This is a genomic window from Streptomyces sp. NBC_01363, assembly GCF_026340595.1.
GTDB lineage: Bacteria > Actinomycetota > Actinomycetes > Streptomycetales > Streptomycetaceae > Streptomyces.
In genome coordinates, this window is sequence record NZ_JAPEPF010000001.1 from 3,268,457 (window position 1) to 3,294,132 (window position 25,676).

At 71.0% G+C, this 25,676-nt stretch carries 22 protein-coding genes and 1 riboswitch; of the genes, 9 read left to right on the plus strand and 13 right to left on the minus strand.

The window, feature by feature from the left end:
• Window positions 1-40 precede the first annotated feature (40 nt).
• A complete protein-coding gene (locus OG611_RS15095; RefSeq protein ID WP_266419708.1) occupies window positions 41-2,089 on the plus strand; it encodes an MFS transporter in 2,049 nt (682 codons plus the stop codon).
• A 6-nt stretch (window positions 2,090-2,095) separates the two neighbouring features.
• Here the strand turns inward: OG611_RS15095 and OG611_RS15100 are convergent, their stop codons facing one another.
• Window positions 2,096-2,602, minus strand: a complete 507-nt coding sequence (locus OG611_RS15100) for a GNAT family N-acetyltransferase (protein ID WP_266419711.1) — start codon at window positions 2,600-2,602, stop codon at window positions 2,096-2,098.
• A gap of 125 nt (window positions 2,603-2,727) precedes the next feature.
• Entirely contained in the window at window positions 2,728-3,825 is a 1,098-nt protein-coding gene (locus OG611_RS15105) for a DUF2330 domain-containing protein (RefSeq protein ID WP_266425885.1), read from the minus strand.
• A gap of 396 nt (window positions 3,826-4,221) precedes the next feature.
• On the opposite strand from OG611_RS15105, the gene OG611_RS15110 reads away from it, so the two are divergent.
• Window positions 4,222-6,207, plus strand: a complete 1,986-nt coding sequence (locus tag OG611_RS15110) for a bifunctional glycosyltransferase 87/phosphatase PAP2 family protein (RefSeq protein WP_266425888.1) — start codon at window positions 4,222-4,224, stop codon at window positions 6,205-6,207.
• A 163-nt stretch (window positions 6,208-6,370) separates the two neighbouring features.
• On the opposite strand, the gene OG611_RS15115 is transcribed toward OG611_RS15110, so the two are convergent.
• Together OG611_RS15115 and OG611_RS15120 are read right to left on the minus strand one after the other, a co-directional pair.
• Window positions 6,371-7,381: an AEC family transporter gene (locus tag OG611_RS15115; protein ID WP_266419714.1), complete on the minus strand. Its 1,011-nt coding sequence runs from the start codon at window positions 7,379-7,381 to the stop codon at window positions 6,371-6,373.
• A gap of 129 nt (window positions 7,382-7,510) precedes the next feature.
• Complete coding sequence (locus OG611_RS15120) at window positions 7,511-8,791, minus strand: cytochrome P450 (protein ID WP_266419717.1); 1,281 nt, start codon at window positions 8,789-8,791, stop codon at window positions 7,511-7,513.
• Between the two features lie 280 nt (window positions 8,792-9,071).
• Between OG611_RS15120 and OG611_RS15125 the strand changes: the two genes are divergently transcribed.
• Both OG611_RS15125 and OG611_RS15130 read left to right on the plus strand, forming a co-directional pair.
• Window positions 9,072-10,241, plus strand: a complete 1,170-nt coding sequence (locus tag OG611_RS15125) for a steroid 3-ketoacyl-CoA thiolase (RefSeq protein WP_266419720.1) — start codon at window positions 9,072-9,074, stop codon at window positions 10,239-10,241.
• Between the two features lie 124 nt (window positions 10,242-10,365).
• Window positions 10,366-11,652, plus strand: a complete 1,287-nt coding sequence (locus OG611_RS15130; RefSeq protein WP_266419723.1) for an alpha/beta hydrolase — start codon at window positions 10,366-10,368, stop codon at window positions 11,650-11,652.
• Window positions 11,653-11,743: 91 nt separating this feature from the next.
• On the opposite strand, the gene OG611_RS15135 is transcribed toward OG611_RS15130, so the two are convergent.
• The 6 genes from OG611_RS15135 to OG611_RS15160 form a co-directional block, all read right to left on the minus strand.
• Window positions 11,744-12,481: a hypothetical protein gene (locus tag OG611_RS15135; RefSeq protein WP_266419726.1), complete on the minus strand. Its 738-nt coding sequence runs from the start codon at window positions 12,479-12,481 to the stop codon at window positions 11,744-11,746.
• A 208-nt stretch (window positions 12,482-12,689) separates the two neighbouring features.
• Window positions 12,690-13,508 carry an ECF transporter S component gene (locus OG611_RS15140; RefSeq protein WP_266419728.1) on the minus strand — a complete coding sequence of 273 codons (819 nt, stop codon included), beginning with the start codon at window positions 13,506-13,508 and terminating at the stop codon, window positions 12,690-12,692.
• The gene (locus OG611_RS15145) at window positions 13,505-15,217 is read right to left on the minus strand and encodes an ABC transporter ATP-binding protein (protein WP_266419731.1); all 1,713 of its coding nucleotides are present in this window, start codon (window positions 15,215-15,217) and stop codon (window positions 13,505-13,507) included. Before OG611_RS15145 ends, OG611_RS15140 begins: the two co-directional genes overlap by 4 nt.
• Window positions 15,214-16,371 carry an energy-coupling factor transporter transmembrane protein EcfT gene (locus OG611_RS15150; protein ID WP_266419734.1) on the minus strand — a complete coding sequence of 386 codons (1,158 nt, stop codon included), beginning with the start codon at window positions 16,369-16,371 and terminating at the stop codon, window positions 15,214-15,216. Before OG611_RS15150 ends, OG611_RS15145 begins: the two co-directional genes overlap by 4 nt.
• Entirely contained in the window at window positions 16,368-17,051 is a 684-nt protein-coding gene (locus tag OG611_RS15155) for an SCO2322 family protein (RefSeq protein WP_266419736.1), read from the minus strand. The genes OG611_RS15150 and OG611_RS15155 overlap by 4 nt, the downstream gene beginning before the upstream one ends.
• Window positions 17,048-18,322: a prenyltransferase/squalene oxidase repeat-containing protein gene (locus OG611_RS15160; protein ID WP_266419739.1), complete on the minus strand. Its 1,275-nt coding sequence runs from the start codon at window positions 18,320-18,322 to the stop codon at window positions 17,048-17,050. Before OG611_RS15160 ends, OG611_RS15155 begins: the two co-directional genes overlap by 4 nt.
• A gap of 109 nt (window positions 18,323-18,431) precedes the next feature.
• Window positions 18,432-18,567, minus strand: a riboswitch (cobalamin riboswitch).
• Window positions 18,568-18,672: 105 nt separating this feature from the next.
• Here OG611_RS15160 and OG611_RS15165 point away from each other — a divergent pair.
• Window positions 18,673-19,242, plus strand: coding sequence for a DinB family protein (locus tag OG611_RS15165; protein ID WP_266419742.1), 570 nt, complete (start codon window positions 18,673-18,675; stop codon window positions 19,240-19,242).
• A gap of 75 nt (window positions 19,243-19,317) precedes the next feature.
• Here OG611_RS15165 and OG611_RS15170 read toward each other — a convergent pair whose 3' ends face one another.
• Window positions 19,318-20,358: an MBL fold metallo-hydrolase gene (locus OG611_RS15170; RefSeq protein ID WP_266419744.1), complete on the minus strand. Its 1,041-nt coding sequence runs from the start codon at window positions 20,356-20,358 to the stop codon at window positions 19,318-19,320.
• Window positions 20,359-20,583: 225 nt separating this feature from the next.
• Here OG611_RS15170 and OG611_RS15175 point away from each other — a divergent pair, with 225 nt between their 5' ends.
• Both OG611_RS15175 and OG611_RS15180 read left to right on the plus strand, forming a co-directional pair.
• Window positions 20,584-22,044 carry an aldehyde dehydrogenase gene (locus OG611_RS15175; protein ID WP_266419746.1) on the plus strand — a complete coding sequence of 487 codons (1,461 nt, stop codon included), beginning with the start codon at window positions 20,584-20,586 and terminating at the stop codon, window positions 22,042-22,044.
• Window positions 22,044-22,277, plus strand: a complete 234-nt coding sequence (locus tag OG611_RS15180; protein ID WP_266419749.1) for a ferredoxin — start codon at window positions 22,044-22,046, stop codon at window positions 22,275-22,277. Before OG611_RS15175 ends, OG611_RS15180 begins: the two co-directional genes overlap by 1 nt.
• Before the next feature lie 104 nt (window positions 22,278-22,381).
• Here the strand turns inward: OG611_RS15180 and OG611_RS15185 are convergent, their stop codons facing one another.
• The gene (locus OG611_RS15185) at window positions 22,382-22,933 is read right to left on the minus strand and encodes a hypothetical protein (protein WP_266419752.1); all 552 of its coding nucleotides are present in this window, start codon (window positions 22,931-22,933) and stop codon (window positions 22,382-22,384) included.
• Complete coding sequence (locus OG611_RS15190) at window positions 22,930-23,907, minus strand: hypothetical protein (protein ID WP_266419755.1); 978 nt, start codon at window positions 23,905-23,907, stop codon at window positions 22,930-22,932. The genes OG611_RS15185 and OG611_RS15190 overlap by 4 nt, the downstream gene beginning before the upstream one ends.
• An 87-nt stretch (window positions 23,908-23,994) precedes the next feature.
• On the opposite strand from OG611_RS15190, the gene OG611_RS15195 reads away from it, so the two are divergent.
• Together OG611_RS15195 and OG611_RS15200 are read left to right on the plus strand one after the other, a co-directional pair.
• Window positions 23,995-25,155: an RHS repeat-associated core domain-containing protein gene (locus OG611_RS15195; protein WP_266419758.1), complete on the plus strand. Its 1,161-nt coding sequence runs from the start codon at window positions 23,995-23,997 to the stop codon at window positions 25,153-25,155.
• 119 nt (window positions 25,156-25,274) lie between these two features.
• Window positions 25,275-25,670: a hypothetical protein gene (locus OG611_RS15200; protein ID WP_266419761.1), complete on the plus strand. Its 396-nt coding sequence runs from the start codon at window positions 25,275-25,277 to the stop codon at window positions 25,668-25,670.
• The last annotated feature ends 6 nt before the right edge of the window (window positions 25,671-25,676 follow it).

The following is a 25,676-nucleotide window of genomic DNA, read 5'->3' on the forward strand; positions in this document are numbered from 1 at the left end:
AGGCCAGGATGGGGATGTAGCGGACCCGAGGAGATGTTCCATGGCCCAGCATCTGAGCGCCCCGGCCCCGGCTCCTGCCCCCGGCGGAGAGGGCTCCAGGCGGTCGGTCCTCGTAGCCATCGGAGCACTGCTCCTCGGCATGCTGCTGGCGGCACTCGATCAGACCATCGTCTCCACCGCACTGCCGACCATCGTCAGCGACCTCGGCGGACTGGAACACCTCTCCTGGGTGGTCACGGCCTATCTGCTGGCGTCGACCGCCGCGACCCCGCTCTGGGGCAAACTCGGCGACCAGTACGGCCGCAAGAAGCTCTTCCAGGCCGCCATCGTCATCTTCCTCATCGGCTCGGCGCTCTGCGGCATCGCCCAGAACATGCCGCAGCTCATCGGCTTCAGGGCTCTTCAGGGACTCGGCGGCGGCGGCCTCATCGTGCTCTCGATGGCGATCGTCGGCGATATCGTCGCGCCGCGCGAACGGGGCAAGTACCAGGGTCTGTTCGGGGCGGTCTTCGGCGCGGCGAGCGTCCTCGGACCGCTCCTCGGCGGTCTGTTCACCGAGCACCTCAGCTGGCGGTGGGTCTTCTACATCAACCTGCCGATCGGCGTCGTGGCGCTCCTGGTGATCGCCGCCGTACTGCACATCCCGGTCCGCAGCACGAAGCACACCATCGACTACCTCGGCACCTTCCTCATCGCCTCCGTCGCCACCTGCATGGTCCTCGTCGCCTCGCTCGGCGGCACCACCTGGGCCTGGGACTCGGCACAGATCATCGGTCTCGCCGTCCTGAGCGTGCTGTTGCTGATCGCCTTCGTGCACGTCGAGCGCCGGGCCATCGAACCCATCATCCCGCTGAAGCTCTTCCGGATCAGGACCTTCACCCTCGTCGCCGTCATCAGCTTCGTGGTCGGCTTCGCGATGTTCGGCGCGATGACCTACCTGCCGACCTTCCTGCAGGTGGTGCACGGCATCTCACCGACGATGTCCGGTGTGCACATGCTCCCGATGGTGCTGGGCCTGCTCCTCACCTCGACCGCGTCCGGACAGATCGTCAGCCGCACCGGCCGCTGGAAGGTCTTCCCGATCGCGGGCACCGGCCTCACGGCCATCGGCCTCCAGTTGCTGCACCGGCTCACGGAGACCAGCAGCACCTGGGTGATGAGCAGCTACTTCTTCGTCTTCGGCGCGGGGCTCGGCCTGGTGATGCAGGTCCTGGTGCTGGTCGTGCAGAACGCCGTCACCTACGAGGACCTCGGCGTCGCCACCTCCGGCGCCACCTTCTTCCGTTCCATCGGCGCCTCGTTCGGCGTCGCCGTCTTCGGCACGATCTTCACCAACCGGCTCACCGACAAACTGACCGCCGCACTCGCCGGCCATCCGCTGCCCCCCGGGGCCGGTGTGGACGGACTGGCCTCCGACCCCCGCGCCATCGGGCGACTGCCGCCCGCGCTGCGGCCCGCGGTGCTCCACGCGTACTCGACGTCGATCACGGACGTGTTCCTGTACGCGGCTCCGGTCGTGCTGATCGCCTTCGTCTTCGCCTGGTACCTCAAGGAGGACAAGCTGCGCGGCTCGGTGACCGCTCCGGAGGCCACCGAGACCCTGGCGTCGAACCCGGTCGAGCGGTCCTCGTACGACGAATGCGCCCGCGCGCTCTCGGTGCTCGCCACGCGGGCGGGGCGCCGTGAGATCTATGTGAAGATCACCAAGAGGGCGGGCTACGACCTGCTGCCCGCGGCGAGCTGGATGCTGCTGCGCATAAGACGGCACGGCACGGTCGAACCGGCCAGGCTCGCCGACATCGCCCCGGTGCCGCTGCGGGTGATCAGCGACGCGGCCCGTCAGCTGGAGGAGCGCGGACTGGTGCGGCGCGAAGGCGTGCAACTGGTGCTCACCGAGGCCGGCTCGGAAGTGGTGGTGAAGCTCGCGGAGGCGCGTGAGGACTCCATGGCCGAGCTGCTGGGCGACTGGTGGGGGCCGGACCGCCCGACCGATCTGGTCAGGCTCGTGGAGGAACTGACCGCCGAGACGAGCGGGTCGAGCAAGGAACGGCCGCACAGCCCCGAACCGAAGCGGGACCACGCGGCCTGAACCGCGCTACGACCTCGCGGACGCCGAGGCCGTCGCGGGGAGCTCCTTCGCGAACCAGTGCTCCGCGAACTGCCGCCGGTGGAACGCCGGGACCTCCCGGTAGCCGTGCTTGGCGTACAGTCCCCGCGCCTCGACCAGGTCGTTGCGGGTGTCGAGCCGGAGCGTGCGGATGCCGAAGGCGCGCGCCGCGTCCTCGACGGCCGCCAGGAGCAGTCCGCCGCCACCCGTGCCACGGTGTCCGGGGCGTACGAACACCCGCGTCAACTCCGCCGTGTCCGCGTCCACCACCAGCAGCCCGGCGCAGGCCGCCGCCTTCCCGCCGAACCGGCCGACGACGAACTGACCGGTGGGCGGGACGAGCCGGTCGGCCCCGTCGTCGGTGAGCCCCTCGTCGATCTCCTCGGCGGTGGCGGGCCGCCCCCAGTACCGGCTGGCGACCTCGTCGTAGTAGTCGCGGCGCAGCAGCGAGGCATCGGGCGAGTCGAACGGTTCAGGGGCCAGCGTCCAGGTCATGCCGGTCATTCTGGCCTGAGCACGATCAAGGCGGCCAACGATTTCACCGGGCACCCGCCACGCCCGTCGTTGCCGCGGCGCCCGTCGCCCCGCCACACCCACCGCCCCGCCCGCCACTCCGGCGCTCACCCCAGCGGCGGCGGAACCGTGACCGGTGCCGGAGGCGGTACCGGCCGCCGCCGGGCCCGCGTCACCACCACCAGCAGCACCGCGGCGACCGCCACCAGCACGGCCCCGAGCAGCGACAGCACCCAGGCGGGGATGCCGCCCACGGTCAGCAGCTGGTTCCGGTACGTCACGGTCCGGTACGGGGTGTCGGCGTCGGCCGCGCGCAGCTCATGATCGCCGTCGATCCGCTCCGGGTGCGGGAACGACTGCTCGATCGCGGTGAGGAACACCGGCTCCGCACCCGTCAGCTCCTCAAGGGCGTCCGTGTCGTCCGCCGCCGACCGGGGATCGATCCTGCCCGCGTACGTCACCTCAGGCGCATCGCCGCCGATCGGGCCGCGCGGCTCCATGCGGTGCGCGGCGAGGATGTACAGGCCGAGTTGCTGCGGCGTCGAGGCGAGCTTCGACAGCCGCATCGGGTAGACCAGCCGGTCGCTGGCGAAGCGCAGCCGCAACGGGTCGAGCGTGCCGCGGAGCGGATTGCCGCTGTCCTGTGGAGCGAGGCGGATCGCGACGTACTCCCACTTCTGGTCGACATAGGGCTTCAGCGCCGTCGCCAGCCGGTCGGGCAGGTCGAAGCCGTTGTCCTCCAGCCACTTCTGCAGCGCCTCCGGGTCGGTCGCGGCCAGCCGCGCCACATCGAAGGGGCCGAGCCGCTCCCGGCCGACCACCTGGACCGCCGGGGCACCTGCCGAAGGAGCCGCGGCCCCGTCCCCTACGTTGCCGGAGCCGGCGAACGGCCAGTCGTGGGAGCGGGGCCAGAAGTAGTGCCTGGTCACTCGTTCCGGCGCGGTGAGCACGGAGAGCTCGGAGAAGAGACCGGGATCACCGAGATCCACGCGCGCGCGGTCCGGCACCGGCATGATCCAGGCCGCCTCGGGAGCGTTCCCGCGGACCGTGAGTCGCATGACGATCTGCTCGGTCCGGCCGTCCCAGTCGACCACCGACGTCTCCCGGTCGACCGAGACCTGGGTCTCCTTGCTCGGGACCATCGCCCCGCAGCCACAGGCGTACGCCGGACTGATCAGCGACCCCAGCTGCAATGACACCAGCATCAGCAGCAGTGACAGCGCACGCACCGGCCACGCGCGCCCGTCACCCCGTAGACCCCGCTTCACCCCTGTGCACCACATGTTCCGCCTGCCTCCCCCTTGATCGACGAACACGGGGGAGGACGTACGAACCGGAGTTCCGGTTCCGGCCACAGTTTCGCTTCCAGTGGCCCGGTACGGCTGTTCGTCCGGACATTCTTTCGGACAGAAATGGGATGACGGTCAGGTGGAGCGGGGGTGGATTGGGTCTATCTCATAGCGAAATGCGAAGGTTTCCCGGACGCCCGGATCGAGGGACGGGCACCGGAACGGCGGGAGGGCTGGCGCAGCGTGGCGAATGCGGAGCACAGTGTGCGCGGAGACGCGGCGACGGGGACGAGGACCGGGACTGCCCGAGCTCTGCTCTGGCTGGTTGTGGCCGCTCTGGCTGTACGGCAGATGGCAGTGGTGCTAAGACAGCCGCCGGGCGAACGGCTCACCGATCTGGAGACCTGGATCGGTGAGAACGGCGTCCTGCATGTGACGGGCTCGCTGTACGACAGCGACCGGTTCACCGGCACCCCGTTCGCCGGGCTGGTGCTGAAACCGCTGACCCGCATCGCGGAACAGAGCCTGGGTGTCGCCTGGACCTTCGGTTCGCTGTTGCTCGTCGCCGCGCTGGGCATCGTCGCCGCCCGTGCGCTGCCGGGACCGGTGTCCCGCCGTACCGCGCTGCCGGCCGCGCCCGTCGCGATCAGCCTGCTGATGCTCTCGCTGCCGGTCCGCAACGCGCTGCACCTGGGGCAGACCAGCATCCTGCCGGTCCTGCTGGTGCTGCTGGGCTGTCTCGCGGTCCGCGGGGAACGCACCTCGGGCATCCTGATCGGGCTGGCGGCCGCGCTCCAGCCGACCGTGCTGCTCTTCGTCGTACTGCTGCGGCTGACCGGGCGCCGGCAGGCCGCGGCGACCGGCGGCGCGGCGTTCGCCGCCTGCACGGCGCTGGCCTGGGCCGCGATGCCGGGCGACTCGTGGACGTACTGGGTGCACCATGTCGCGGGCGCCGGTCTCGGCGGCGACGCGGACGGCCTCGCCAACCAGTCCCTGCACGGCGCCCTGCTCCGGTTCGGCCTCGCGGGCCCGCTGGAGATCGCGCTGTACGTGGTGCTGGCGGCCGCCGTCTGCTTCTTCGGGCTGCGCCGCGCCGCACGGTACGCGGGGGACGGCCAGCTGCTGCTCGCCGTCGCCGTGACCGGCTGCGTCGCCGTCGCCGTCTCGCCGACCGCCTGGCAGCACCAACTGCTGTGGGTGCTGCTCGCCGTGGTCGGCCGGGTCGGGAAGCGGGCCTCCGACCGGCTGGTCTGGCCCGCGGTCGTGGTCCTGGTGCTCACGCTGCCGGGGCAGATTCTGCTGCCGAACATCGAGGCGGTCTCCCCCGTACGCGACAACGTGCTGCTGATCGCCGCGCTCGCCGCGGCCTGCGCCGTGCCGTTCCTGCCGCGCACCTCGCAGTACTGGCAGCATCCGATCCCCACGGACTGCGCCGCCCCGGTCCCGGCCCGCTGGAGCCGTATCCCGCTGCTGCCGTTCTGGCGGCGGGTGCTGAGCCGGCCCAACCTGTTGCTGGAACTGCTCCTGATCAGGGTCGTGTACTCCGCGTACTCCCATGTCAGGCTCGCGGCGACGGCCGGCCGTGCCACCGCCGAACACCATGGCCGCCAGATCCACTCCATCGAGCAGTGGCTGCACATCGACATCGAGCGCTGGGCCAATCACGCGGTCGTGAACATCGGCTGGCTGAGGGGCTTCTTCGACTACTACTACTCGACGTTCCACTTCATCGTGCCGCTGGTGATCCTCGGCGTCCTCTACGTACGGCGCCCCGCGGACTACCGCTGGGCCCGCAGCACCATCGGCTTCGCCACACTGCTCGCGCTGGTCGGCTTCTGGCTCTACCCACTGGCCCCGCCGCGCCTGATGCCGGGGCTCGGCTTCATCGACACGGTCCACGGCGTCCAGGACTTCGCGAAGCCGGACTACGGAAGCCTGACCGAGATGACCAACCAGTACGCGGCGATGCCTTCGCTGCATTTCGGCTGGTCGCTCTGGTGCGGTGTCGTCATCGTCATGCTGGCCCCGAAGGCGTGGATGAAGGCGCTGGGGCTGCTGCACCCGCTCTTCACGGTCTCCGCGATCATCGCCACGGCCAATCACTGGGTGCTGGACGCGGTGGGCGGAGCGGCCGTCGTCGCGCTCGGCTTCGGGCTCACCCATCTGCTGGCGGGGCCGCGGAGGCTGCGGCCGGTGGCCGTACCGGCGGCGGCGAAACCGCAGGACGACCTGGAGCGGTCGGTGTCGGTGCCGGTGCCGAGAGCGCCGGACGAAGAGGTGGGCAGCAAGCAGTTCTGAGGGGCCGGGCGGCAAACGGCTCCGGGGGTGCGGCGCCGGCGGGCCGAGCCCTCGAAAGGGCCGAAGGGGTGCCGGGACGAACACCTCGTCCTGGCACCCCTTCGGCGTGGATCGCCGCCAGACCAGCATCCGCCCGCCGGCGCCGGTCCGCCACTCGAACGGCTCAGGAGCCGGTCGTTCCCAGGGCCCAGGTGGCGAGGGAGAGCGTGGCCATGGAGACCACCGTCGAGGCCACCACGGCATTGCGTGCCACCCGGGTGTCCAGTCCGTACTGCTGGGCGTAGATGAAGGCGTTCTGAGCGGTCGGCAGTGCCGAGCAGAGCACCACGGCAAGGAGCTGGTGCTCCGGCAGATGCAGCAGCGGGCCGCCGACGGCGAAGGCGATCAGGGGCTGGACCAGCGTCTTGAGCGCCACCGCCACGACGACCTCGGCACGCGCCGTGTGCCTCGCGCCCTCCGCGCGAACCGGCTGTGCCGTGCCCTGCGCGAGGTCCGTCGAACCGGCGGCGGCCGGGCGGGCGTTCAGGGACAGGCCCAGCGTGATCAGGGCCGTCGGCACGGCGGCGGCGCCGAGCAGGTCGCAGGAGTGGGCGACGGCGTGCGGCAGGCGCAGTCCGAGCGCGGACACGGCCACACCGAGCAACGAGGCCATGATGATGGGGTTGCGGACCGGCATGGTCAGCATCCGCCGGAATACGACGGCCTTCCCGGAACCCGGCCCCGACCCGGCCCCCGTCCCCGTGTCCAGCAGCGTCAGGATCACCGGGGAGACCAACAGGACCTGGAACAGGATGATCTGGGCGACGAACGACGCGTCACCGAGCACCTGGACCGCCACCGGAATGCCGAGATTGGCGGAGTTGACGTAGCCCGACGCCATGCTGCCGATAGCCCGGTCGGCCGTGCCCCAGCCGAAGAGCCGCCCGGCCGCCAGGAACCCGAGACCGCAGACCAGCGCGGTACCCACGGCGAAGGCGACCATCGAGGAGTTGGCGAAGGAGTCCAGCCGCGCCCCGGACACCATGGTGAACAGGGCGGCGGGCATGGCCACATGGAAGACGAACCGGCCGAGCACGGCCTCCGCCCGCTCGCCCAGCAGACCGCTGCGGCCGACCGCGAAACCGATCGTGGTGAGCATCCAGATGGGGGCGAAGGCGGAGAGCAGGGCGTGCATGCCCGCCATGATCCTCGCGCTGTTGTGCGCTTCCCGCGCGGGGGTTCGGCAGGGTGCGGTGCCGGGTACGGACGGCGGGGGCCGGGACGTGAGGAACGAGACCCCGCCGTCCGCAACCGACGGCAGCGGTCAGCTCCCGGCGGCGGTACCGTCGGCGGCGTTGCTCGCGGCGGTGCTGACCTGGAGCTGCTTGATCCCGTTGAGCCACGCCGAGCGCAGCCGCCGCGGATCGTCGACCAGCCGCAGGTCGGGAAGTACGTCCGCGATCGCGTTGAAGATCAGGTTGATCTCCATCACGGCAAGGGACTTGCCGAGGCAGAAGTGCGGACCGCCGCCGCCGAAGCCGAGGTGGGGGTTGGGATCGCGGGAGATGTCGAAGGTCTCCGGGTTCTCGAAGACCTCGGGGTCGTTGTTGGCCGACGAGTAGAACAGCCCGACCCTGTCGCCCTTCTTGATCAGCTGCCCGCCCAGTTCGGTGTCCTGGGTGGCGGTCCGCTGGAAGGAGACCACGGGGGTGGCCCAGCGGACGATCTCCTCGGCGGTCGTCTCCGGGCGCTCGCGCTTGTAGAGCTCCCACTCGTCGGGGTGGGTGAGGAAGGCGTGCATGCCGTGACTGATGGCGTTGCGGGTGGTCTCGTTCCCGGCGACGGCGAGCAGGATCACGAAGAAGCCGAACTCGTCGGAGGAGAGGTTCCCCTCGCCCTCCGCGGCGACCAGCCGGGAGACGATGTCCTTGGCCGGGCACTCCTTGCGGGCGGCCGCCAGATTCATCGAGTACGAGACGATCTCCATGGCCGCCTCGGTGCCGACCTCCTCGGTGATCGCGTACTCGGGATCGTCGTACGCGGCCATCTTGTTGGACCAGTCGAAGAGCTTGGACCGGTCCTCCTGCGGGACGCCGATGAGTTCCGCGATGGCCTGGAGCGGCAGTTCGACGGCGATGTTGGTGACGAAGTCGAACGATCCGTCGTCGTCGGCGGAGGCGAGCGCGGTCTCGACGATCGAGCGGGCGCGGCTGCGCAGGGCCTGCTCCAGGGAGCGCACCGCCCGGGGCGTGAAGCCCCGCTGGACGATCTGACGGACCCGGGTGTGCTCGGGCGGGTCCATGTTCAGCATGATCAGCTTCTGGACCTCGATCTGGTCCCGGCTGATCGACTCGTTGAAGCGGATGACCGCGGTGTTGGTGTTGGAGGAGAACAGTTCGGGGTGGGTGGAGACGTACTTGACGTCCGCATGCCGGGTGACGACCCAGTAGCCCGCGTCGTCGAAACCGGAGATGCCGGCCGGCTGGGCGCACCACCAGACCGGTGCGGTCTGCCGCATCTGTGCGAACTCCGGGTGTGGAATGCGGGATTGGAGCAGATCGGGATCGGTGAAGTCGAACCCTTCGGGCAGATGGGGGCAGGACATCGGCAGCTCCAGGTCGGTCCGAGGGCCGCCCGGACGCTGCCTGACGACCCATCAGATGTTGACGGAAAGGTAGTAACGAGTTCTACAACTGGCAAGAGAGGCGGTTCGTTCTGTTGCGTGAAGAGTGGGTGGGGCCGGTATGAAGCGGACGCAAGGAGCGTGCAGCCCTCTTGCGTACCGGGGGTAAGCCTCATAAGACTGCTAAGGAACTAGAACGCGTACTAGTTCCATCCGCGGGCGCCGGGACGCCCCTGCGGAAGTGCGAGGAGAGGACGAGCTCATGGCCGCGGAACCCGTCATCGTCGAAGCAGTACGCACCCCCATCGGCAAGCGCCAAGGCGCGCTCGCCAATCTGCATCCCGGCTATCTGCTGGGCGAGACCTACCGAGAACTTCTCGGCCGCACCGGCATCCACGCCGACTGTGTCGAACAGATCGTCGGCGGCACGGTCACCCACGCCGGCGAACAGTCCATGAACCCGGCCCGCAACGCCTGGCTCGCCGTGGGTCTTCCGTACGAGACCGCCGCCACCACCGTGGACTGCCAGTGCGGTTCCTCGCAGCAGGCCTCCCACATGGTGGCCAACATGGTCGCGGCCGGAGTCATCGACGTCGGCATCAGCTGCGGTGTCGAGGCCATGTCGCGCGTGCCGCTGGGCAGCGGCTCCAAGCACGGGCCGGGCAAGCCCTGGCCCGACGAGTGGAACATCGACCTGCCCAACCAGTTCGAGGCCGCCGAACGCATCGCCCGCAAGCGCGGGCTGACCCGGGAGAACGTCGACTCGCTCGGGCTGATCTCGCAGGAGCGGGCCGCCGTCGCCTGGGCCGAGGAACGGTTCAAACGGGAGACGTACGCCGTCCAGGTGCCGACCACCGAGGAGGAACAGGCGGCCGGACAGGGCATGTGGCGCCTGGTCGACCGGGACGAAGGGCTGCGCGACACCACCATGGAGGGGCTCGCCCGGCTCAAGCCGGTCATGCCCACCGCCATCCACACCGCGGGCAACTCCTCGCAGATCTCCGACGGCGCCTGCGCGATCATGTGGGCCTCCAAGCGGATGGCGCGCGCCCTCAAGCTCAAGCCGCGCGCCCGGATCGTCGCCCAGGCCCTGGTCGGTTCGGACCCGCACTTCCACCTCGACGGGCCGATCGACGCGACCCGTGCGGTGCTCGGCAAGGCCGGGATGTCGCTCAAGGACATCGACATCGTCGAGATCAACGAGGCCTTCGCGTCCGTGGTGCTGAGCTGGGCGCAGGTCTTCGGGCAGGACCTCGAAAAGGTCAACGTCAACGGCGGTGCCATCGCGCTCGGTCACCCGGTGGGCGCCACCGGGGCCCGGCTGATCACCACGGCGCTGCACGAACTGGAGCGCCGCGACAAGGAGTTCGCCCTCATCACGATGTGCGCGGGCGGTGCGCTGGCGACGGGCACGATCATCCAGCGGCTCTGACCCGGGGCGCTGCCCGGCGGCTCCGCGGAGGGTGGGCCCCCGCCCGGGGGTGTTGTCAGGTGCACCCCGGGCCGGGGGCCCACGCCGATGTCGGCGCGGCGCCCGGCTGAATAGCGTCATGGCCATGGATAACAACAACAGCCGTACCGGATACCCGACTTCGCGCAAGCGCCGGCGCATCGCCCGCCGGACGACGGCGGCCGCCGCGGTGATGGTCCTCGCTTCCCTGGGCGCCGTGCCCGCCGTCGCACAACAGCCCGCCGGGGCACCCGGGGCACCGCACTCGGTCACCGCGCGCGGCAGAGGAACCCTGCTGGGCATCACCCCCGTGGCCGACCTCGACCGCGCGGACGTCGCCCGGTTCCTCGCCGAGGGCGGCATGGACACCGGCACCGTCCGCCACGGACTGCGGGCCTACCGCCTCACCTACCGCACCGTCACCCCGCAGGGCGCACCCACCACCGCGACCGGTCTCCTCGCCCTCCCCAAGGGCGGCCCCCACCGTCTCGACGTGGTCTCCGACACCCACGGCACCATGGCCCACCGCGACTACGCACCCTCCGTCGGCGAGGACTTCGGCCGCTTCGCCCCGTACCTCCACGCCTCGGCGGGCCGCGCCGTCGCCGCGCCCGACTACCTGGGTCTCGGCAAGGGCCCCGGACGCCACCCGTACATGGACACCAAGTCCTCCGTCACGGCCTCCGTCGACATGCTGAGGGCCTCCCGCACCGCCGCGCAGCGCCTGGACCGGCCGCTCACCGGCGATGTGTACGCCAGCGGCTTCTCCCAGGGCGGCCAGGTCGCGATGGCCCTGGGCAAGGCCCTCGACAACGGCGTGGACCGGCACTTCAGGCTCCGGGCCCTCGCCCCCGTATCGGGCCCCTACGACATCGAGCACGCGGAGACGCCCGCCCTCTTCGACGGCAGGGTCAACGACACCAGCGCCGTCTTCTACATGACGTACTACCTCACCGCGCAGAGCAGACTGCACCCGCTCTACAAGGACCCCTCCGAGGCGTTCCGGAAGCCGTACGCGGGAATCGTGGACGAGCTCTTCGACACCAACCACACCGAGGAGGAGATCATCCCGGCGCTGCCCGCGACGCTGAAGGAGCTGCTCACCGACGACTACTACCGCCGACTCCAGCACCTCACCGGCGGTCTGCTGGACGCGGCGCGCGCCCAGGACGGCAACTGCGCCTGGAAGCCGGACGTCCCGGTACGGCTCTACTCCTCGTCCGGCGACACCGATGTCCCGATCGCCAACGCCCGCAACTGCGCCGCCGATCTGGCCGCCCGGGGCGTCGACGCCCCGGTGATCGACCAGGGATCGGCCAACCACAACACCACGTACATGAAGTCGGGGCCGCAGATCGTCCGCTGGTTCGACACGGTGGCCGCGCGGCGCTGAGCGCGGCAGGCCCGTGGGGCGGGAGGAGTGGGGGGAACCCCGGCCGATCGTCCGGCCGGGGCCCGCGTCGCCGGGGCGACGGGGGCGTGCCTCAGTACGGCACATGGGTGGGGAAGGTGGCGGTGGGGCTGAACAGCGCCGCGTATCCCTCTTCGTGGTGGCGGCGGTGCCGCCCGGACCGGCCGACGTCCGCGACCGGGGTCGCGAGAGTGAGCAGCCCGTCGTTGGCGAGTTCCTGTACGCGCATCAGCAGTGCGCGTACCTCCAGGCCGAGTTCGGCGGCCACCGTCTGCAGATCGAGACCGGACTCCCAGCTCCACAGCAGCACGGAGTCCATGCTCGGCGACCAGATGACGGTGTTCTCCATCTCGACGGGCGGAGACGGCGACGGGATGTAGGCAAGGGTCCCGGTCGTGGCCGGCGCAGGGGCCGGGGGCGCAGCCGGTGGTGGGGCGGGCTGCGGTGCGTCCGGTGGTGGGGAAGGGGGCTCGTCGGCCGGGTGCGGCAGGGCGTTGTCCGGCGCGGCGGCAGGCTCCCCGGCCGGTCTGCCCGCCGCGGACTGTGACCGGCTCAGGAGCTCCTCGGCCAGGGACCGTGCGTCGGTTCGGCCGACGGTGCGTCGTGCCAATCGCACTTCGCGTTCGTTCAGGCCCATCAAGTCCGCGATCGATCCGTCGTCACCGACCGTGACGGCGAAGGCGGCCAGCGTCCTGCTCCGCTCCGCCTGCGTCTCGTCCAGCAACGCCTGTGCCTGGCGCATGCGTTCGTCGCTGGCGCAGAAAGCTTCCGCCAGGACGGTGTTCCGCTCCCAGAATTCTCGTGGTTCCACGAGAATCACAACGCGCCGGTGGCCGCCGGGAATGGATGGACAAGCCAAATGCGCCTAATTGGCCTAACAGGTAATTAAGTTGGCCAAGTGATATTAAGTGCCCTATTCACTCAGGCGGGCGACCTGGGCGGGCCGGGTACGGGGAAGGGCCTGGCGCCGGGGCGGCCACTACCACCGATAGTGGGGGACCATGGTCCTGTGGGAGCCCTCACTCGCGGGGGCCGTCAAATGTGACCTGGGCCTCGAAGTTGGCGCGGCGGGTGGCCCGGCGCAGCGCCTTCAGCAGCGCCGGACCCACGGCCAGGGTCAGTACCGCGGTGAGCACCGCCCGGCCCAGGTCCCAACCGAGCGAGGTGGCCGCGCAGTACGCGAGGAAGCGGACCAGGTTGTCGGCCAGCGGGTCGCCCGCGTGGAACGAGATGCCGGAGCCGGCCGGGGGCACCATCGTCCAGCCGTACAGGTTCATCACCGTGCCGTACGCGAACGACGCCACGAAGCCGAACCCCGCCAGCATCAGCAGCTCGGCCCGCCCGCGCAGCCGGTCCGGGCCCGGCAGCAGGCCCGCGCCCATCGCGAACCAGCCCATCGACAGCATCTGGAACGGCATCCACGGCCCCACGCCACCGGTGAGCAGCGCCGAGGCGAACATGGTCACCGAGCCGAGCACGAAGCCGAAGCCGGGCCCGAGCACCCGGCCGCTCAGCACCATCAGGAAGAACATGGGTTCCAGCCCCGCCGTGCCCGCCCCCAGCGGGCGCAGCGCGGCGCCGACCGCGGCCAGCACCCCCAGCATCGCCACCGCCTTCGCGTCGAGACCGGAGTCCGCGATCATCGCGACGACCACCCCGACCAGCAGCGGCAACAGCGCGGCGAACAGCCACGGCGCGTCCTGGGAGTGCGCCAGACCGGCGCCGGGGCCGGCCAGCAGCGGCCAGCCGAACGCGACCACACCGATCGCGCTGACGAGGACGAGCGCGGCGACCGCACGCGGCCCGAGCCGCACCGGCCGCGCCCGGCGCCCGCTCACGACGGCTCTCCCAGCGCGGCGCGCACCTGTGGCACGGTCAGCCAGCCCTGCGGGGCGAGGATCTTCGCGGTCTGCGGGGCGAACGCCGGCGACGAGACCACCACCTGCCGGGTCTCCCCGTCCGCGACAATCTCCCCGTCGGCGAGGATCACCACCCGTTGCGCCAGCTCGGCGGCGAGCTCCACATCGTGCGTGGCCAGGACGATCGCGTGGCCGTCGGCCGCGAGGCCGCGGAGCACCCCGACCAGCCGGGCCTTCGCCGCGTAGTCCAGACCGCGGGTCGGCTCGTCCAGGAGCAGCAGCGGGGGCCGCGCGGTGAGCACGACGGCCAGGGCGAGCGCGAGGCGCTGGCCCTCGGAGAGATCGCGGGGGTGGGTCTCGTCCGGCACGCCCGGCAGCAGCTCGGAGACCAGGGCCCGGCAGCTGCCGGGGGCGGCGCCGGCGTCGTTGTCGGCAGCGGCGCACTCGGCGGCGACGGTGTCCGCGTACAGCAGATCGCGCGGCTCCTGCGGTACGAGCCCGACCCGGCGCACCATCTCGCGCGGCTCGGTGCGGTGCGGGGTCCGGCCACCGACCAGGACGGTGCCGGTGGTGGGCTCGACCATGCCGACGAGCGTGGCCAGCAGGGTGGACTTGCCCGCGCCGTTGCGGCCCATCAGGGCCACGGTCTCGCCCGGGGCGACGGTGAGCGTCACCCGGCGCAGCGCCTCGACGCGCCCGCGCCGTACACCGAGCCGCTCGACCCGGGCCGTGGCGTCGACGGTCGGCTCGGGAACGTCTGCGGTCTGCGCGCCGCGGCCCAGCAGCCGGGCGAGGGCGCCGCGCCGTACCGGGGAGGGCGCCAGGGGCGGCGGGGCGGGAGCGGCCACCGGCTCCGGGGCGGGCGGGCGCACCGACGCCAGCCGCTCGCGCAGGTCCGCCGCCCGGCGCCGGGCGTCGCGGACCGAGAGCGGCAGCGGCTCCCACCCCGCCAGCCTGCCCAGCGCGACGACCGGCGGGTGGACCGGGGAGACGGCCATGACGTCCGCGGGCGCGCCCAGGACCGGGGCGGCCCCCGGCGACGGCAGCAGGACGACCCGGTCCGCGTACTGCACCACCCGCTCCAGCCGGTGCTCCGCCATCAGGACCGTCGTGCCCAGGTCGTGCACCAGCCGTTGCAGCACGGCGAGGACCTCCTCGGCCGCCGCCGGGTCCAGCGCGGACGTCGGCTCGTCGAGGACCAGCACCTTCGGGTGCGGGGTGAGGACGGAACCGATCGCGACCCGCTGCTGCTGGCCGCCGGAGAGCGTGGCGATCGGCCGGTCGCGCAGCCCGGCGAGCCCCAGCAGGTCCAGGGTCTCCTCGACCCGCCGCCGCATCACGTCGGGGGCCAGGCCCAGCGACTCCATGCCGTACGCCAACTCGTCCTCGACCGTGTCGGTCACGAAGTGGGAGAGCGGGTCCTGGCCCACCGTGCCGACCAGATCGGCGAGTTCGCGCGGTTTGTGGGTACGGGTGTCGCGCCCGTCGACCGTGACCCGGCCGCTCAGCGTGCCACCGGTGAAGTGCGGCACCAGACCCGAAACGGCGCCCAGGAGCGTCGACTTGCCGACCCCGGACGGACCGACGAGCAGCACCAACTCGCCCTCGGGGACGGTCAGATCGACCCCGGAGAGAGTGGGGCGCTCCGCCCCCTCGTAGCGCACCGAGACCTGCTCGAACCGGATCACTGGATCTCCTTGGATTTCGGGGCGCCCGCCGACGGCGGCACCGGCGCCACCACCGCGGGCAGCAGCCCGATCAGCACAGCGGCCGCGGGCCACAGCGGAAGCACCGGCGCGACCAGCGGTACGACTCCGGGGTGCAGCGCCGCCCCGTCGACACCGCCCGCCCAGATCATCGCCACCGCCACCACGACACCCGAACCCGCCACCAGCCAGGCCCGCGCACCCCACCGGTCGGGCCGGTAGCGGGTCCGGACCGAACGGGCCCCGCCGAGCCGCAGCCCGGCCATCGCGGCGACGAGCCCGGTGATCAGCAGCGGCAGCCCGTACACCGCGCCCTGCGCGGCCAGCAGACCGTACGTACCGGCACACACCCCGAGCAGCCCGCCGAGCGTGAGGACGTTCGTGGTGTGCCGGACGGCGGGCGGGACCTGGGCGGTACGCCCGTATCCACGCGCGTCCATCGACGCCGCCACCGCGACCGACCGCTCCAGCGCGCCCTCCAGGACCGGCAGTCCGATCTGGAGGACCGCCTTGATGCCCCCGGTCGGACGGCCCCGCAGCCGCCGTGCGGTGCGCAGTCGCAGCACGTCGGCGACCATGTTCGGCGCGAACGTCATCGCGACGACGACGGCGACGCCCGCCTCGTACAGTGCGCCCGGCAGCGACTTCAGCAGCCGGGCCGGGTTGGCGAGCGAGTTCGCCGCACCGATGCAGATCAGCAGCGTGGCCAGTTTCGCCCCGTCGTAGAGCGCGAAGAGCAACTGCTCGGCGGTGACCCGGCCACCGATCCTGACCCCCTTCGCCCAGTCGGGCAGCGGCACTTCGGGGAGCGTGAACACCAGGTGCGTGCCGGGGATCGGCGAACCGAGGAAGACGGAGAAGACCAGCCGCACGGCGACGACGAACAGCCCGATCCTGACGAACGCCCCGTACGAACGGGCCCACGGCGCGTCCGTGCGGCGCGCCGCCACGACGTAACCGGCCACCCCCACCAGCAGCCCGAGCAGCAGCGGATTGGTGGTCCGGGAGGCGGCGGTGGCGAGGCCGAGCGCCCACAGCCACCAGGCCCCGGCGGGCAGGGCGTTGCTCCGGTTCGCCTCGGGGGCGCGCAGCGGACGGCGGCGCGCCAGGACCGCGGAGCTGGTCGAGGCGGTCATCCGTGGCGGCGGCGGGCCTGCACGACCGCGGCGATGCCGAGGAGGAGAACGGCGCCGACACCGACGAGCACCCCGGCGGACGGGCCGCCGCCGGAGCCGCCCGAGCCGGTGGCGGCCGCGGATCCGGCCGGTGAGGCGGAGGCGGACGCGGCAGGCGTGCCGTGCCCGTCGCCGGAGACCTGTTCGCCGCAGCCGGCGACCGGGTAGCCGGTGATCGCGCAGAGCATCGCGTCGCTGCTGTACCGCAAGGGCTTGGCCACCGAGGCGAGCGCCTCCGCGGCGCTCGCCTCGGGGTCGACCCGCGCGCACGCGGTGCGCAGCGCGGGCGGTGTCTCACCGGCCGGGGCGTCCGCGGTCGTGCCCGGGTCGATGACGAGCGCGATCCTCTTGGTGCCGTCCTCGGCCGGGGTGTCCGCGCAGATCTTCGTGAAGGCGGGGGCGCGGCGCGGCTTCGCCGAGTCCTGGGAGTCCTCGCTCACCGAGAACCGGAAACCCTGCACCGCCCCGTCGTCGGGCCGGACCAGGGACGGGCCCTGGGTGGCGTACGTCCAGCCGGAGCCGGAGCCCTCCCAGAACGACCAGTACCGGTAGCCGGCCGCCTGGGCCGGACCCGCGCCGAGCACGGCCAGGACGGCGCCCAGGACCACCAGCAGCGCGGTGGCCCTTCCCGTGCGCCTCACAGCTGCCTGTTCTTCCGGCGACCGCTGATCAGGAAGAACGCGATTGCCGCGAGGACGAGGGCGATGCCGATGTACCACCACACGCCCCCGATCACGTCGTCGCCGCTGTGGACCTGGTCCTTCTCGGTGGCCTCGTACCCGGTGTCGGCGGACGGGTCGGGCGTCACGACGGCGGCGGGCGCGGGGCCGGCCGCGTTCAGCCGGGTGACCAGGTCGACGCCGCCGAAGTCCCGGGCGTTGTCGCCGGTCGAGTGGGCGGCCAGGATCAGCTGGGCGTAGGCGGCGGGGCCGTTCTGGGCGGCCCAGTCCGCGGAGTTCTTCTTCAGCCAGCCGAGCGCCCCGGCCGCCTTGTCCTGGTGACCGGCCGCGGACAGCGCGACGACCGCGTCCGCGGTGTTGCCGAAGTCGGGCTGCGGGGTGGAGTCGGTGGCACCCGGCATCGGCGCCTGGTTCAGGTGGCCGTTCCCGGCGAGGGCACCGGTGAGGTAGTGGGCGCCGTTCTGGGCGGCCTGCTCGGGCGTGAGGCCGGAGCCCGAGCCCGGGTGGCAGCTGGGCGCCTTGCCCGCGGCGTTGTTCCCGACGGCCAGTGCCTTGCCCATCGCGCCGAGCACGGCGGCCGCGGTGGCGTCCGCGTTCGCGGCGAGCTTCCCCTTCTTGTCGGGCTGGTAGGCGAAGGCGCCGCCGTCCTTGCCGCCGCACGGGATCGCGAGCGCGAGCAGCGGGTCGTACGGGGTCTTGCCGCCGGGGGTCGTGATGTCCGCGAGCCGCTGCCCCTGCCGGGCGAGGGCGCCGATCACCAGGGAGGTGGAGTTGGCGTCGCTGGGCGCGCCCGCGGTGTAGCCCCAGCCGCCGTCCTCGTTCTGCACGGACTTCAGCCAGCGCACCGAGTTGTTCACGGTCTCCCGGTGCCCGCCGACCTCGACCAGCGCCTGGGTGGCGGCCGCGGTGGCATTGGTGTCCCGCATCGTCTTCGCGTCGCACGGCTTGGAGACATCGGGCCGGAACGCGGCGTAGGAGCCGTCGGCGCACTGCTGGGAGATCAGCCAGTCCACCGACTTCGCGGCCGGTGTGACGCCTTCGAGCCGCTGGGCGAGGAAGGCCAGCGACTGCCGCCACACCCCGTCGTAGGTGGGGTCCTTCGTGCCGTACAGCCCGGCGGGCAGTGCGGCGGACGGCGAGGGGGACGGCGCTGCGACCGCGACCGGCGCTGCGGCCGCGCAGAGCACGGCGGCGGTGGCGGCGAGCGTTGCTGCGCTGCGGCGTACGGTCATGGCGGGCGGGGCCTCTCCTGCGGGGTGAACCGGGCACAGGCACGCTCAGGCACCAGGCTCCGGCTCCGTATACCTCGACGGTGCCGACCACCGGCGGGTCCGGTGGTCCGAGCCGGTCACGACCGCGGACAGGGCATTCCGACTCACCGTCTGCGACGACGGCTCACGGCTGCGTGGTCAGTGCCGGATTCGCACCGGCTTCCCCCTGAACGGGCATGATGACGACCCGCACACTCTACCGGGCGGGCCCGGCCGGGCCCGGGGCGGCTTCGGCTCGCCGGCAACGCGGAATACCCACTGGCGGGCAACGGGGGAAACCCACTGGCGAGTTCGGCCCCGAACGGACGACCATGTCCCGCATGAGTGACCAACCCGCACGCTGGACCCAGGCGACCGTCTACCCCGACATGTGGGCGGACCCGGACGACGACCCCCGCAGCAAGGAGGGCACGAGCCCGGAGGGCGAGCTCGCGACGCTCGCGGAGTATCTGACCGACTACCGGCTGACCCTGCGGATGAAGTGCGACGGCCTGGACGCGGAGCAGCTGGCCCGCCGGTCGGTCCCGCCGTCGACGCTGTCGCTGCTCGGCCTCCTGCGCCACCTCGCCGAGGTGGAACGGGACTGGCGCAACTGGATCACCGACGGTGAACCGCTGCCGAAGCTCTACGGCAAGCGGGACGCGGACTTCGACGGAGCCGTCGCCGAGCAGGCCGTGGTCGACGCCGCGTACGCCGATCTGCAGCGCGAGCAGGCCGCGACCGACGCCGCGCTGGCCGGGCACCCGGACCTGGGCGAGCGGCTGGGGAAGGACAAGATCTCCGTCCGGGAGCTGCTGGTGCACAGGATCGAGGAGTACGCCCGGCACTGCGGGCAGGCCGACCTGCTGCGCGAGTGCATCGACGGACGGGTGGGTCAGTGAGGCCCTGCCGTTGAGATGAGCCCCGCGGGGGCGGGGCGGGGCGCCCCGCCCCCACACTGCGATGCCCGCCCCGCCTCACACTGCGATATATGTCACCGGCTCGCTCCCCGGCACCGCCTCCGCGCGCCCGAGCTTCACCAGCCGCCGCAGATGCGCCTCGGCCTCCGAGACGGCGATGTTCCGGGAGCCGTGCGGGATCTGCGCCCAGGGCCGGTTCCACTCCATCCGCTCGGCCAGCTCCCACGGCGTCAGCGGCTCGGCCAGCAGTCCCAGCAGCCCGGTCAGCCGCTCCTCGTGATGGCCGAGGAGTTCCCGTACGCGTCCCGCCGCGTCGGTGAAGGCGTACTGATGCGCGGGCAGCACCTCGGCGGCCCCGAGCCGGCCGATGCGCTCCAGTGAGTCGAGGTAGTCGCCGAGCGGGTCGGTGACCGTCGCGTCGTCCGGGTCCTCGTACAGCCCGATGTGCGGACTGATCCCCGGCAGCAGATGATCCCCCGAGAAGAGCCGCCCCCGGCCCGGCAGATTCCCCGGATGCTCCTCCTCCAGGTGCAGGCACACATGCCCCGGCGTGTGCCCCGGCGTCCAGATCGCCCGCAGCCTGCGCCCCGCCAGATCGAGCAGCTCACCGGGCACGATCTCCCGGTCCGGCAGCGCGGCCCGCAACCCCGGCAATGTGCGCGTCCGCCCCCCGCCGGCCGCGGCGGACCGCAACGGCGCGAGATGCTCCTCGGGCGCACCGACCGCGGTGAGCTTGGCCGTGAGATACGTCAGCCACCTGCCGGGTTCGGACTCCCGGGTACGGCGCACGATCGCGGTGTCCGCCGCATGCATGGCGATCCAGGCCCCGGAAGCCTCGCGCACCTGGCCGGAGAGCCCGTGGTGGTCGGGATGGTGGTGGGTGATGACCACCCCGTGGATGTCGGCCATCTCCGTACCGACGGCGGCGAGCCCGGCCCCGAGCGTGTCCCAGGCCTCGGGATCGTCCCACCCGGTATCGATCAGGACCGGTCCCCGATCCGTGTCCAGGACGTGCACGAGGGTATGGCCGAGCGGATTGTCCGGGATGGGCACCTTGATGCTGTGCACGCCCCCACCGTGGTCGGTCACCTGCGTCATGAGGTCCCCATCTCTCCAGACGGCGTGCGGCTCTGCGGCTCCGATGCGCCGCCCCCACTGTAACGAGAACTTGTTCCAGTAGTAGCCCTGGTCGACCATCTCGTCCGGGGTGCTGTCGCGGCCGTGGACTCCTGGAACTGGAACTGGTATCAGTTCTGACACAGAGTCAGATGCCGAGTCGGATACTGAGTCGGGCAACGCGCCGGGCCGCGGGAGGCAGCAGCCATGACCGAGCTTGTCGAACACGGAAAACTGTTCATCGGCGGGGAGTTGGTCGATCCGCTGGGCCGGGACACGATCGAGGTCGTCTCGCCGCACACCGAACAGGTCATCGGCCGGGTGCCGCACGCCTGCGAGGCGGACGTGGACCGTGCCGTCGCCGCCGGGCGGCGGGCGTTCGACGAGGGGCCCTGGGCGCGGATGAGCCCGGACGAGCGGATCGCGGTGGTCACCCGGATCAAGGACGGGTTCGCCGTGCGGTACGAGGAGATCGCCCGGGTCATCAGCTCGGAGAACGGCACCCCGTACACGTCGAGCATCATGGTGCAGGCGCTCGCCGCGATGATGGTGTGGGACTCGGCGATCACCGTCGCCCGCGAGTTCCCGTACGAGGAGCGGCGGGCCGGGGCGCTCGGGCCGTTGCTGGTGCGCCGGGAGCCGGTCGGGGTGGTCGCGGCCGTGGTGCCGTGGAACGTTCCGCAGTTCACCGCCGCCGCCAAGCTCGCGCCCGCGCTGCTGGCCGGCTGCTCCGCCGTGCTCAAGGTCTCGCCCGAATCGCCGCTGGACGCCTACATCCTGGGTGAGATCGCCGCCGAGGCCGGGCTGCCGGAGGGGGTGCTGTCGATCCTTCCGGCCGACCGCGAGGTCAGCGAGTACCTGGTCGGGCATCCCGGCGTCGACAAGGTGTCGTTCACCGGGTCCGTGGCCGCCGGGCGCCGGGTGATGGAGGTCGCCTCGCGCAACCTCACCCGGGTCACCCTGGAGCTGGGCGGCAAGTCCGCCGCCGTCATCCTCCCGGACGCCGAACTGGACGCCGCCGTCGCGGGCATCGTCCCCTTCGCCTGGATGATCAACGGCCAGGCGTGCGTGGCCCAGACCCGCATCCTCGTCCCGCGCTCCCGCTACGACGAGACGTCCGAGGCGTTCGCCGCCGCGGCCGGTGCGCTGAAGGTCGGCGATCCGCTCGACCCCGCCACCGAACTCGGCCCCCTCGTCGCGCAGCGCCAGCAGCGGCGCTCGCTCGACTACATCCGGATCGGGCAGGACGAGGGCGCCAAGATCCTCACCGGCGGCGGCCGTCCGGCCTCCCAGGAGCGGGGCTGGTACGTCGAACCGACCCTCTTCGGGGACGTCGACAACTCCATGCGCATCGCCCGCGAGGAGATCTTCGGCCCCGTCATCTGCCTGCTGCCGTACGGCGACGAGGACGAGGCGGTGCGGATCGCCAACGACTCCGAGTACGGCCTCAGCGGCAGCGTCTGGACCGCCGACACCGAACGCGGCATCGACATCGCCCGCCGGGTCAGGACGGGCACGTACAGCGTGAACACCTTCAGCCTCGACATGCTCGGCCCGTTCGGCGGGTACAAGAACTCAGGTCTGGGGCGGGAGTTCGGCCCCGAGGGGTACGGCGAGTACTTCGAGCACAAGATGATCCACCTGCCGGCCGGATACGAGGGGGAATGATGGGGGACCGCTGGGCCGTCGAGGTCGACCGGGGGGTCTGCATCGGCTCCGGGATGTGCGTGAACCACGCGCCGGGCGCCTTCGCCCTGGACACCGCCCGCCAGTCCCGCCCGTCGGCCCCGGAGACCGACGCCGACGAGAAGGTCCTCGCGGCCGCGGAGGGGTGCCCGGTCGAGGCGATCACGATCACACTGACCGACTCGGGAGAGGTCGTCTTCCCACCGGAGGAGTAGGCGACGGTTCTCCCTGCGAACGCGAATGAAACACGTGAAGTCGGCCCGTACCGGAACGAATCCGGTACGGGCCGACTCCACGTCTCCACGCTGCCGGGATCAGCTCAACGTCTGGAAGCCCGGCCAGCCCGCAGTGCCCACGGCGACCCCGCTGCCCGAGATTTCGGGTAGAAGTAGAACTGATCGTTGCCCCCGGTCGCCCAGACATCGGCCTTGGTGTCTCCGTCCGCATCCGGGACGGCCGGGATCAGCGGCCGGTTGGCAGGTGTCCAGCCGGTGCCGAGGACGACGGACGCCGACGTGGAACCGAGCCCCTCGCCGGAGTACCCCGTGCCCTCGAAGAGGTGTAGCCGGCCGGTGCCCCTGTCGCGGGCGATGAGGTCCACGTGCCCGTTCCCGGTGCGGTCCCCCGGCGCGACGAGGTCGTAGTCGGCCCATGACCCTTCACCGAGCAGGACAGGTGCCCGGTTCTGGTCGAGGTAGAAGGAATCGGAGCCGAAGTACAGCCAGAGCAGGTTGCCTTCCTTGACCAGGAGGTCGGGGAAGCCGGGCGTGTCGACCGTGCCGTTGCCGTCGGTGTCCAGCGGTCCGTCGACATCTCCGACAGCGAGGATCTGATCGGCCGCCGCCCAGTGGTTGTTCTCCTCGTCGGTCACTTGGAGTTCCTGCGCGTCGTACTGGCAGGACTGCGACTCCCCGTCGGCCTGTTCGTCGCGACTCGTGCAGGCGAAGCCCACCCCGTTGTTGGGGAACAAGTACAGCGATTTCCCTCCGTCGCCGGGAAGCGCGGCGACCAGGTCCTCGTAGCCGTCCCCCGTCCAGTCACCGCGATGGTGATGGTGGCACCGTCGAAGTCGGTGTTCCCGCCCATGGTGGCTGTTCCCACGCGGCCGTTTCCCTGGCCGGGGTAGAGCGCCAGCTCGCCGTTGGTGCGGACGCCGTAGAGGTCGGCATTGCCGTCGCCGTTGAGGTCTCCGGGCTTGTCCGGGATGGCGGGGCTGTTGGCGTAGAAGAGGTACTGAGCTCCGTCCGATCGGTTCTTGGCAGCGTCGAGGCTGCGGACGTGCAGTCTCTGTGAGCCGGCCGAAGGCGGAGTGAGCGTGATCTTGCCGTCCTTCTTCCCGTCACCATCGAGGTCGGCGGTGGGTACGACGGAGCGGACGGTGGTGTCCCAGTCGGTCCAGTACTCGTACGACGTCACGTCGTTGACACCACCGTCGCCGATGACGAACGAGCCGGGCTTCCGGGCCTCCCCCGTCTGCTGTGGCCAGCCGTCCGAGCCGTCGGGGAAGTCGCTCGACTTGATGCTCGGCGGCGTGCTCGGGCGGTTGGGGCCGAAGACGAACCGGCAGCCGGGCTTGCCCGCGGCCGGTGTCCACGCGGACTGGGAAGTGCTGTCCTCCGCCCGGGCCTTCCAGGAGTAGATGCCGTTGGCCGCGGTGAGGTACTTCTGCAGTGTCGCCTTCGGCACCTTGAGTGTCGCTACTTTCCCGGAAGTCGTCGAGACCTTGGTACTGACGATCAGGACGCCGTCGGGGTCGTCGTTGGGATGATGGCCCGTCGCCCACAGATCGAACCGTGCGTTCAGTGTGCCGCCGTCGGGGTCGCCGATCTCGGCGTTGAGCGTCACGTCCGTGTTGCCGATGGAGACGAACGGGGCCGAGGCCAGTCCGGCAAGACCAGCAGCTGCGTCTACGACGCCGACGGCAACCGCCTCATGGCCAAGAACGCCGACGGCTCCAGCACGCTCACACTGCCGCAGGGCAACGAACTCACCGTCGCCGCCAACGGCGCCAAGACCGGCACCCGCTCCTACACGCACAACGGCGAGACCGTGGCCGTCCGCGCCGGGGCCACCACTTCGTACCTCATCGGCGACCACCAGGGCACCGCGATGTCCGCCATCGCGGTCGGAACGCTCGCCCTGACGCGCCGCAGGCAACTGCCCTTCGGGCAACTCCGCACCGCGCAGTCCACTGCGTTCGGAACCCGGGGCTTTGTCGGCGGCACCAACGACCCCACCGGTCTCACCCACCTCGGGGCGCGTGAATACGATCCTGCCCTCGGCCGCTTCCTCTCCGTCGACCCGGTCATCGACATCAACGACCCGGCGCAGATGAACGCGTACAGCTACGCCCACAACAACCCGCTCACCAAGTCCGACCCGGACGGCCTCCGCCCCGACGGCCCGGCCGGCGGCGCCTCCTACAATGACGACGCCTGGGCGCGGGACCGCGGCATGAACGTCGGGTACACCAAGAAGGGCAGCAAGTGGGTCTGGAACCAGACCCCGATGAAGGACAAGGAATCCCAGAAACGCTACGCGGCGTACCGGGCCAACCCTTCCGGGTATCTGATCAACGATTCCTATGCGGAGCAGCGAAAGAAGGAGGCGGCGGAGTACCGGGCGCAGGCCAAGGCCAGGGCCAGGGCAGAAGCCGAGCAACGCAAGAGGGACGGGATCCTCGGCAGCATCCTCAAAGGCAACTACGGGGCAGCGTGGAGCATGTCTCAGCCAGCCGTGAAGGGTGTCATGAGGAAATTCAACAAGATGCGGAGTCGGGTCACTGGTGCTGCGTACGAAACCGTTGCGAGGCTCGGGGGAGCCGAATGTTTCAAGGACCATGGCCTGACTGTCTGTCAGGCGGCTCTGCCCATGTACGGCCGAGGGGGAACGAACGTGGGTGGGACCTACGTCACGGGATGGGACTCTGAGTACATCAGCACGAAGCGACTGAAGCACGAGAGGGTCCATCCGAAGCAGTGGGACCAGGCCGGGCTCATTTTTATACCCAAGTACTTCATGGCTGGACTCGATCCTTGTCACAACAGGTATGAGATCGCGGCCGATCTGGATAATGGTGGGTATCCATGCTGAGTGGAAGCCGAGGAAAGGTATGGATCGCCGCGGTGCTTCTCGCCGTTGCCCTTACCTCTTGCATAGGTCCGGGTCCGAGCTCCGTGCGGTTCGGTTACCGGTTGGACGATCGGGGGAATGTGGTGATTGCCTACCCTCTCTGCCCGGCGGATGAGGTTTCCGGAGCAGAAATCACCGTCCGTGTTCGGCGCGGAGAGACGAGCAGTGTCAAGCAGTTGTGGAAGGCCAGGGGGGCCGTCTCCGACGAGGTGAAGCGGGGCGTGTTCATCGTGGGGAAACCAGACAGTTTCCGCCAGGAAGGGAAACTCCTCGCAGGGGCGCTTCCCAAAGGTTTCTCTGTCGAGGTCGAGGAACTGTCACGTGACGAAGGGTCAGGCGGCGGCAGGGGCGAGTGGATTGATCTGTCCGTCCAGCCGTCACGTCCCCTGAAGGCAGGGGAGTATCTGACGTCGGATGGGGAAATCGTCAGTCGGCAGTGGGTGAATGATCAGCTGAGATGCGGAAAGAGGCCCTGAGGATCT

What these genes read in the sequence shown, in the direction of transcription:
- OG611_RS15095 (WP_266419708.1), top strand. Translation starts at nt 41, where the DNA reads ATGGCCCAGCATCTGAGCGCCCCGGCCCCGGCTCCTGCCCCCGGCGGA.
- OG611_RS15100 (WP_266419711.1), bottom strand. Translation starts at nt 2,602, where the DNA reads ATGACCTGGACGCTGGCCCCTGAACCGTTCGACTCGCCCGATGCCTCG.
- OG611_RS15105 (WP_266425885.1), bottom strand. Translation starts at nt 3,825, where the DNA reads ATGCTGGTGTCATTGCAGCTGGGGTCGCTGATCAGTCCGGCGTACGCC.
- OG611_RS15115 (WP_266419714.1), bottom strand. Translation starts at nt 7,381, where the DNA reads ATGCACGCCCTGCTCTCCGCCTTCGCCCCCATCTGGATGCTCACCACG.
- OG611_RS15120 (WP_266419717.1), bottom strand. Translation starts at nt 8,791, where the DNA reads ATGTCCTGCCCCCATCTGCCCGAAGGGTTCGACTTCACCGATCCCGAT.
- OG611_RS15125 (WP_266419720.1), top strand. Translation starts at nt 9,072, where the DNA reads ATGGCCGCGGAACCCGTCATCGTCGAAGCAGTACGCACCCCCATCGGC.
- OG611_RS15130 (WP_266419723.1), top strand. Translation starts at nt 10,366, where the DNA reads ATGGATAACAACAACAGCCGTACCGGATACCCGACTTCGCGCAAGCGC.
- OG611_RS15150 (WP_266419734.1), bottom strand. Translation starts at nt 16,371, where the DNA reads ATGACCGCCTCGACCAGCTCCGCGGTCCTGGCGCGCCGCCGTCCGCTG.
- OG611_RS15160 (WP_266419739.1), bottom strand. Translation starts at nt 18,322, where the DNA reads ATGACCGTACGCCGCAGCGCAGCAACGCTCGCCGCCACCGCCGCCGTG.
- OG611_RS15165 (WP_266419742.1), top strand. Translation starts at nt 18,673, where the DNA reads ATGTCCCGCATGAGTGACCAACCCGCACGCTGGACCCAGGCGACCGTC.
- OG611_RS15170 (WP_266419744.1), bottom strand. Translation starts at nt 20,358, where the DNA reads ATGACGCAGGTGACCGACCACGGTGGGGGCGTGCACAGCATCAAGGTG.
- OG611_RS15175 (WP_266419746.1), top strand. Translation starts at nt 20,584, where the DNA reads ATGACCGAGCTTGTCGAACACGGAAAACTGTTCATCGGCGGGGAGTTG.
- OG611_RS15180 (WP_266419749.1), top strand. Translation starts at nt 22,044, where the DNA reads ATGGGGGACCGCTGGGCCGTCGAGGTCGACCGGGGGGTCTGCATCGGC.
- OG611_RS15195 (WP_266419758.1), top strand. Translation starts at nt 23,995, where the DNA reads ATGGCCAAGAACGCCGACGGCTCCAGCACGCTCACACTGCCGCAGGGC.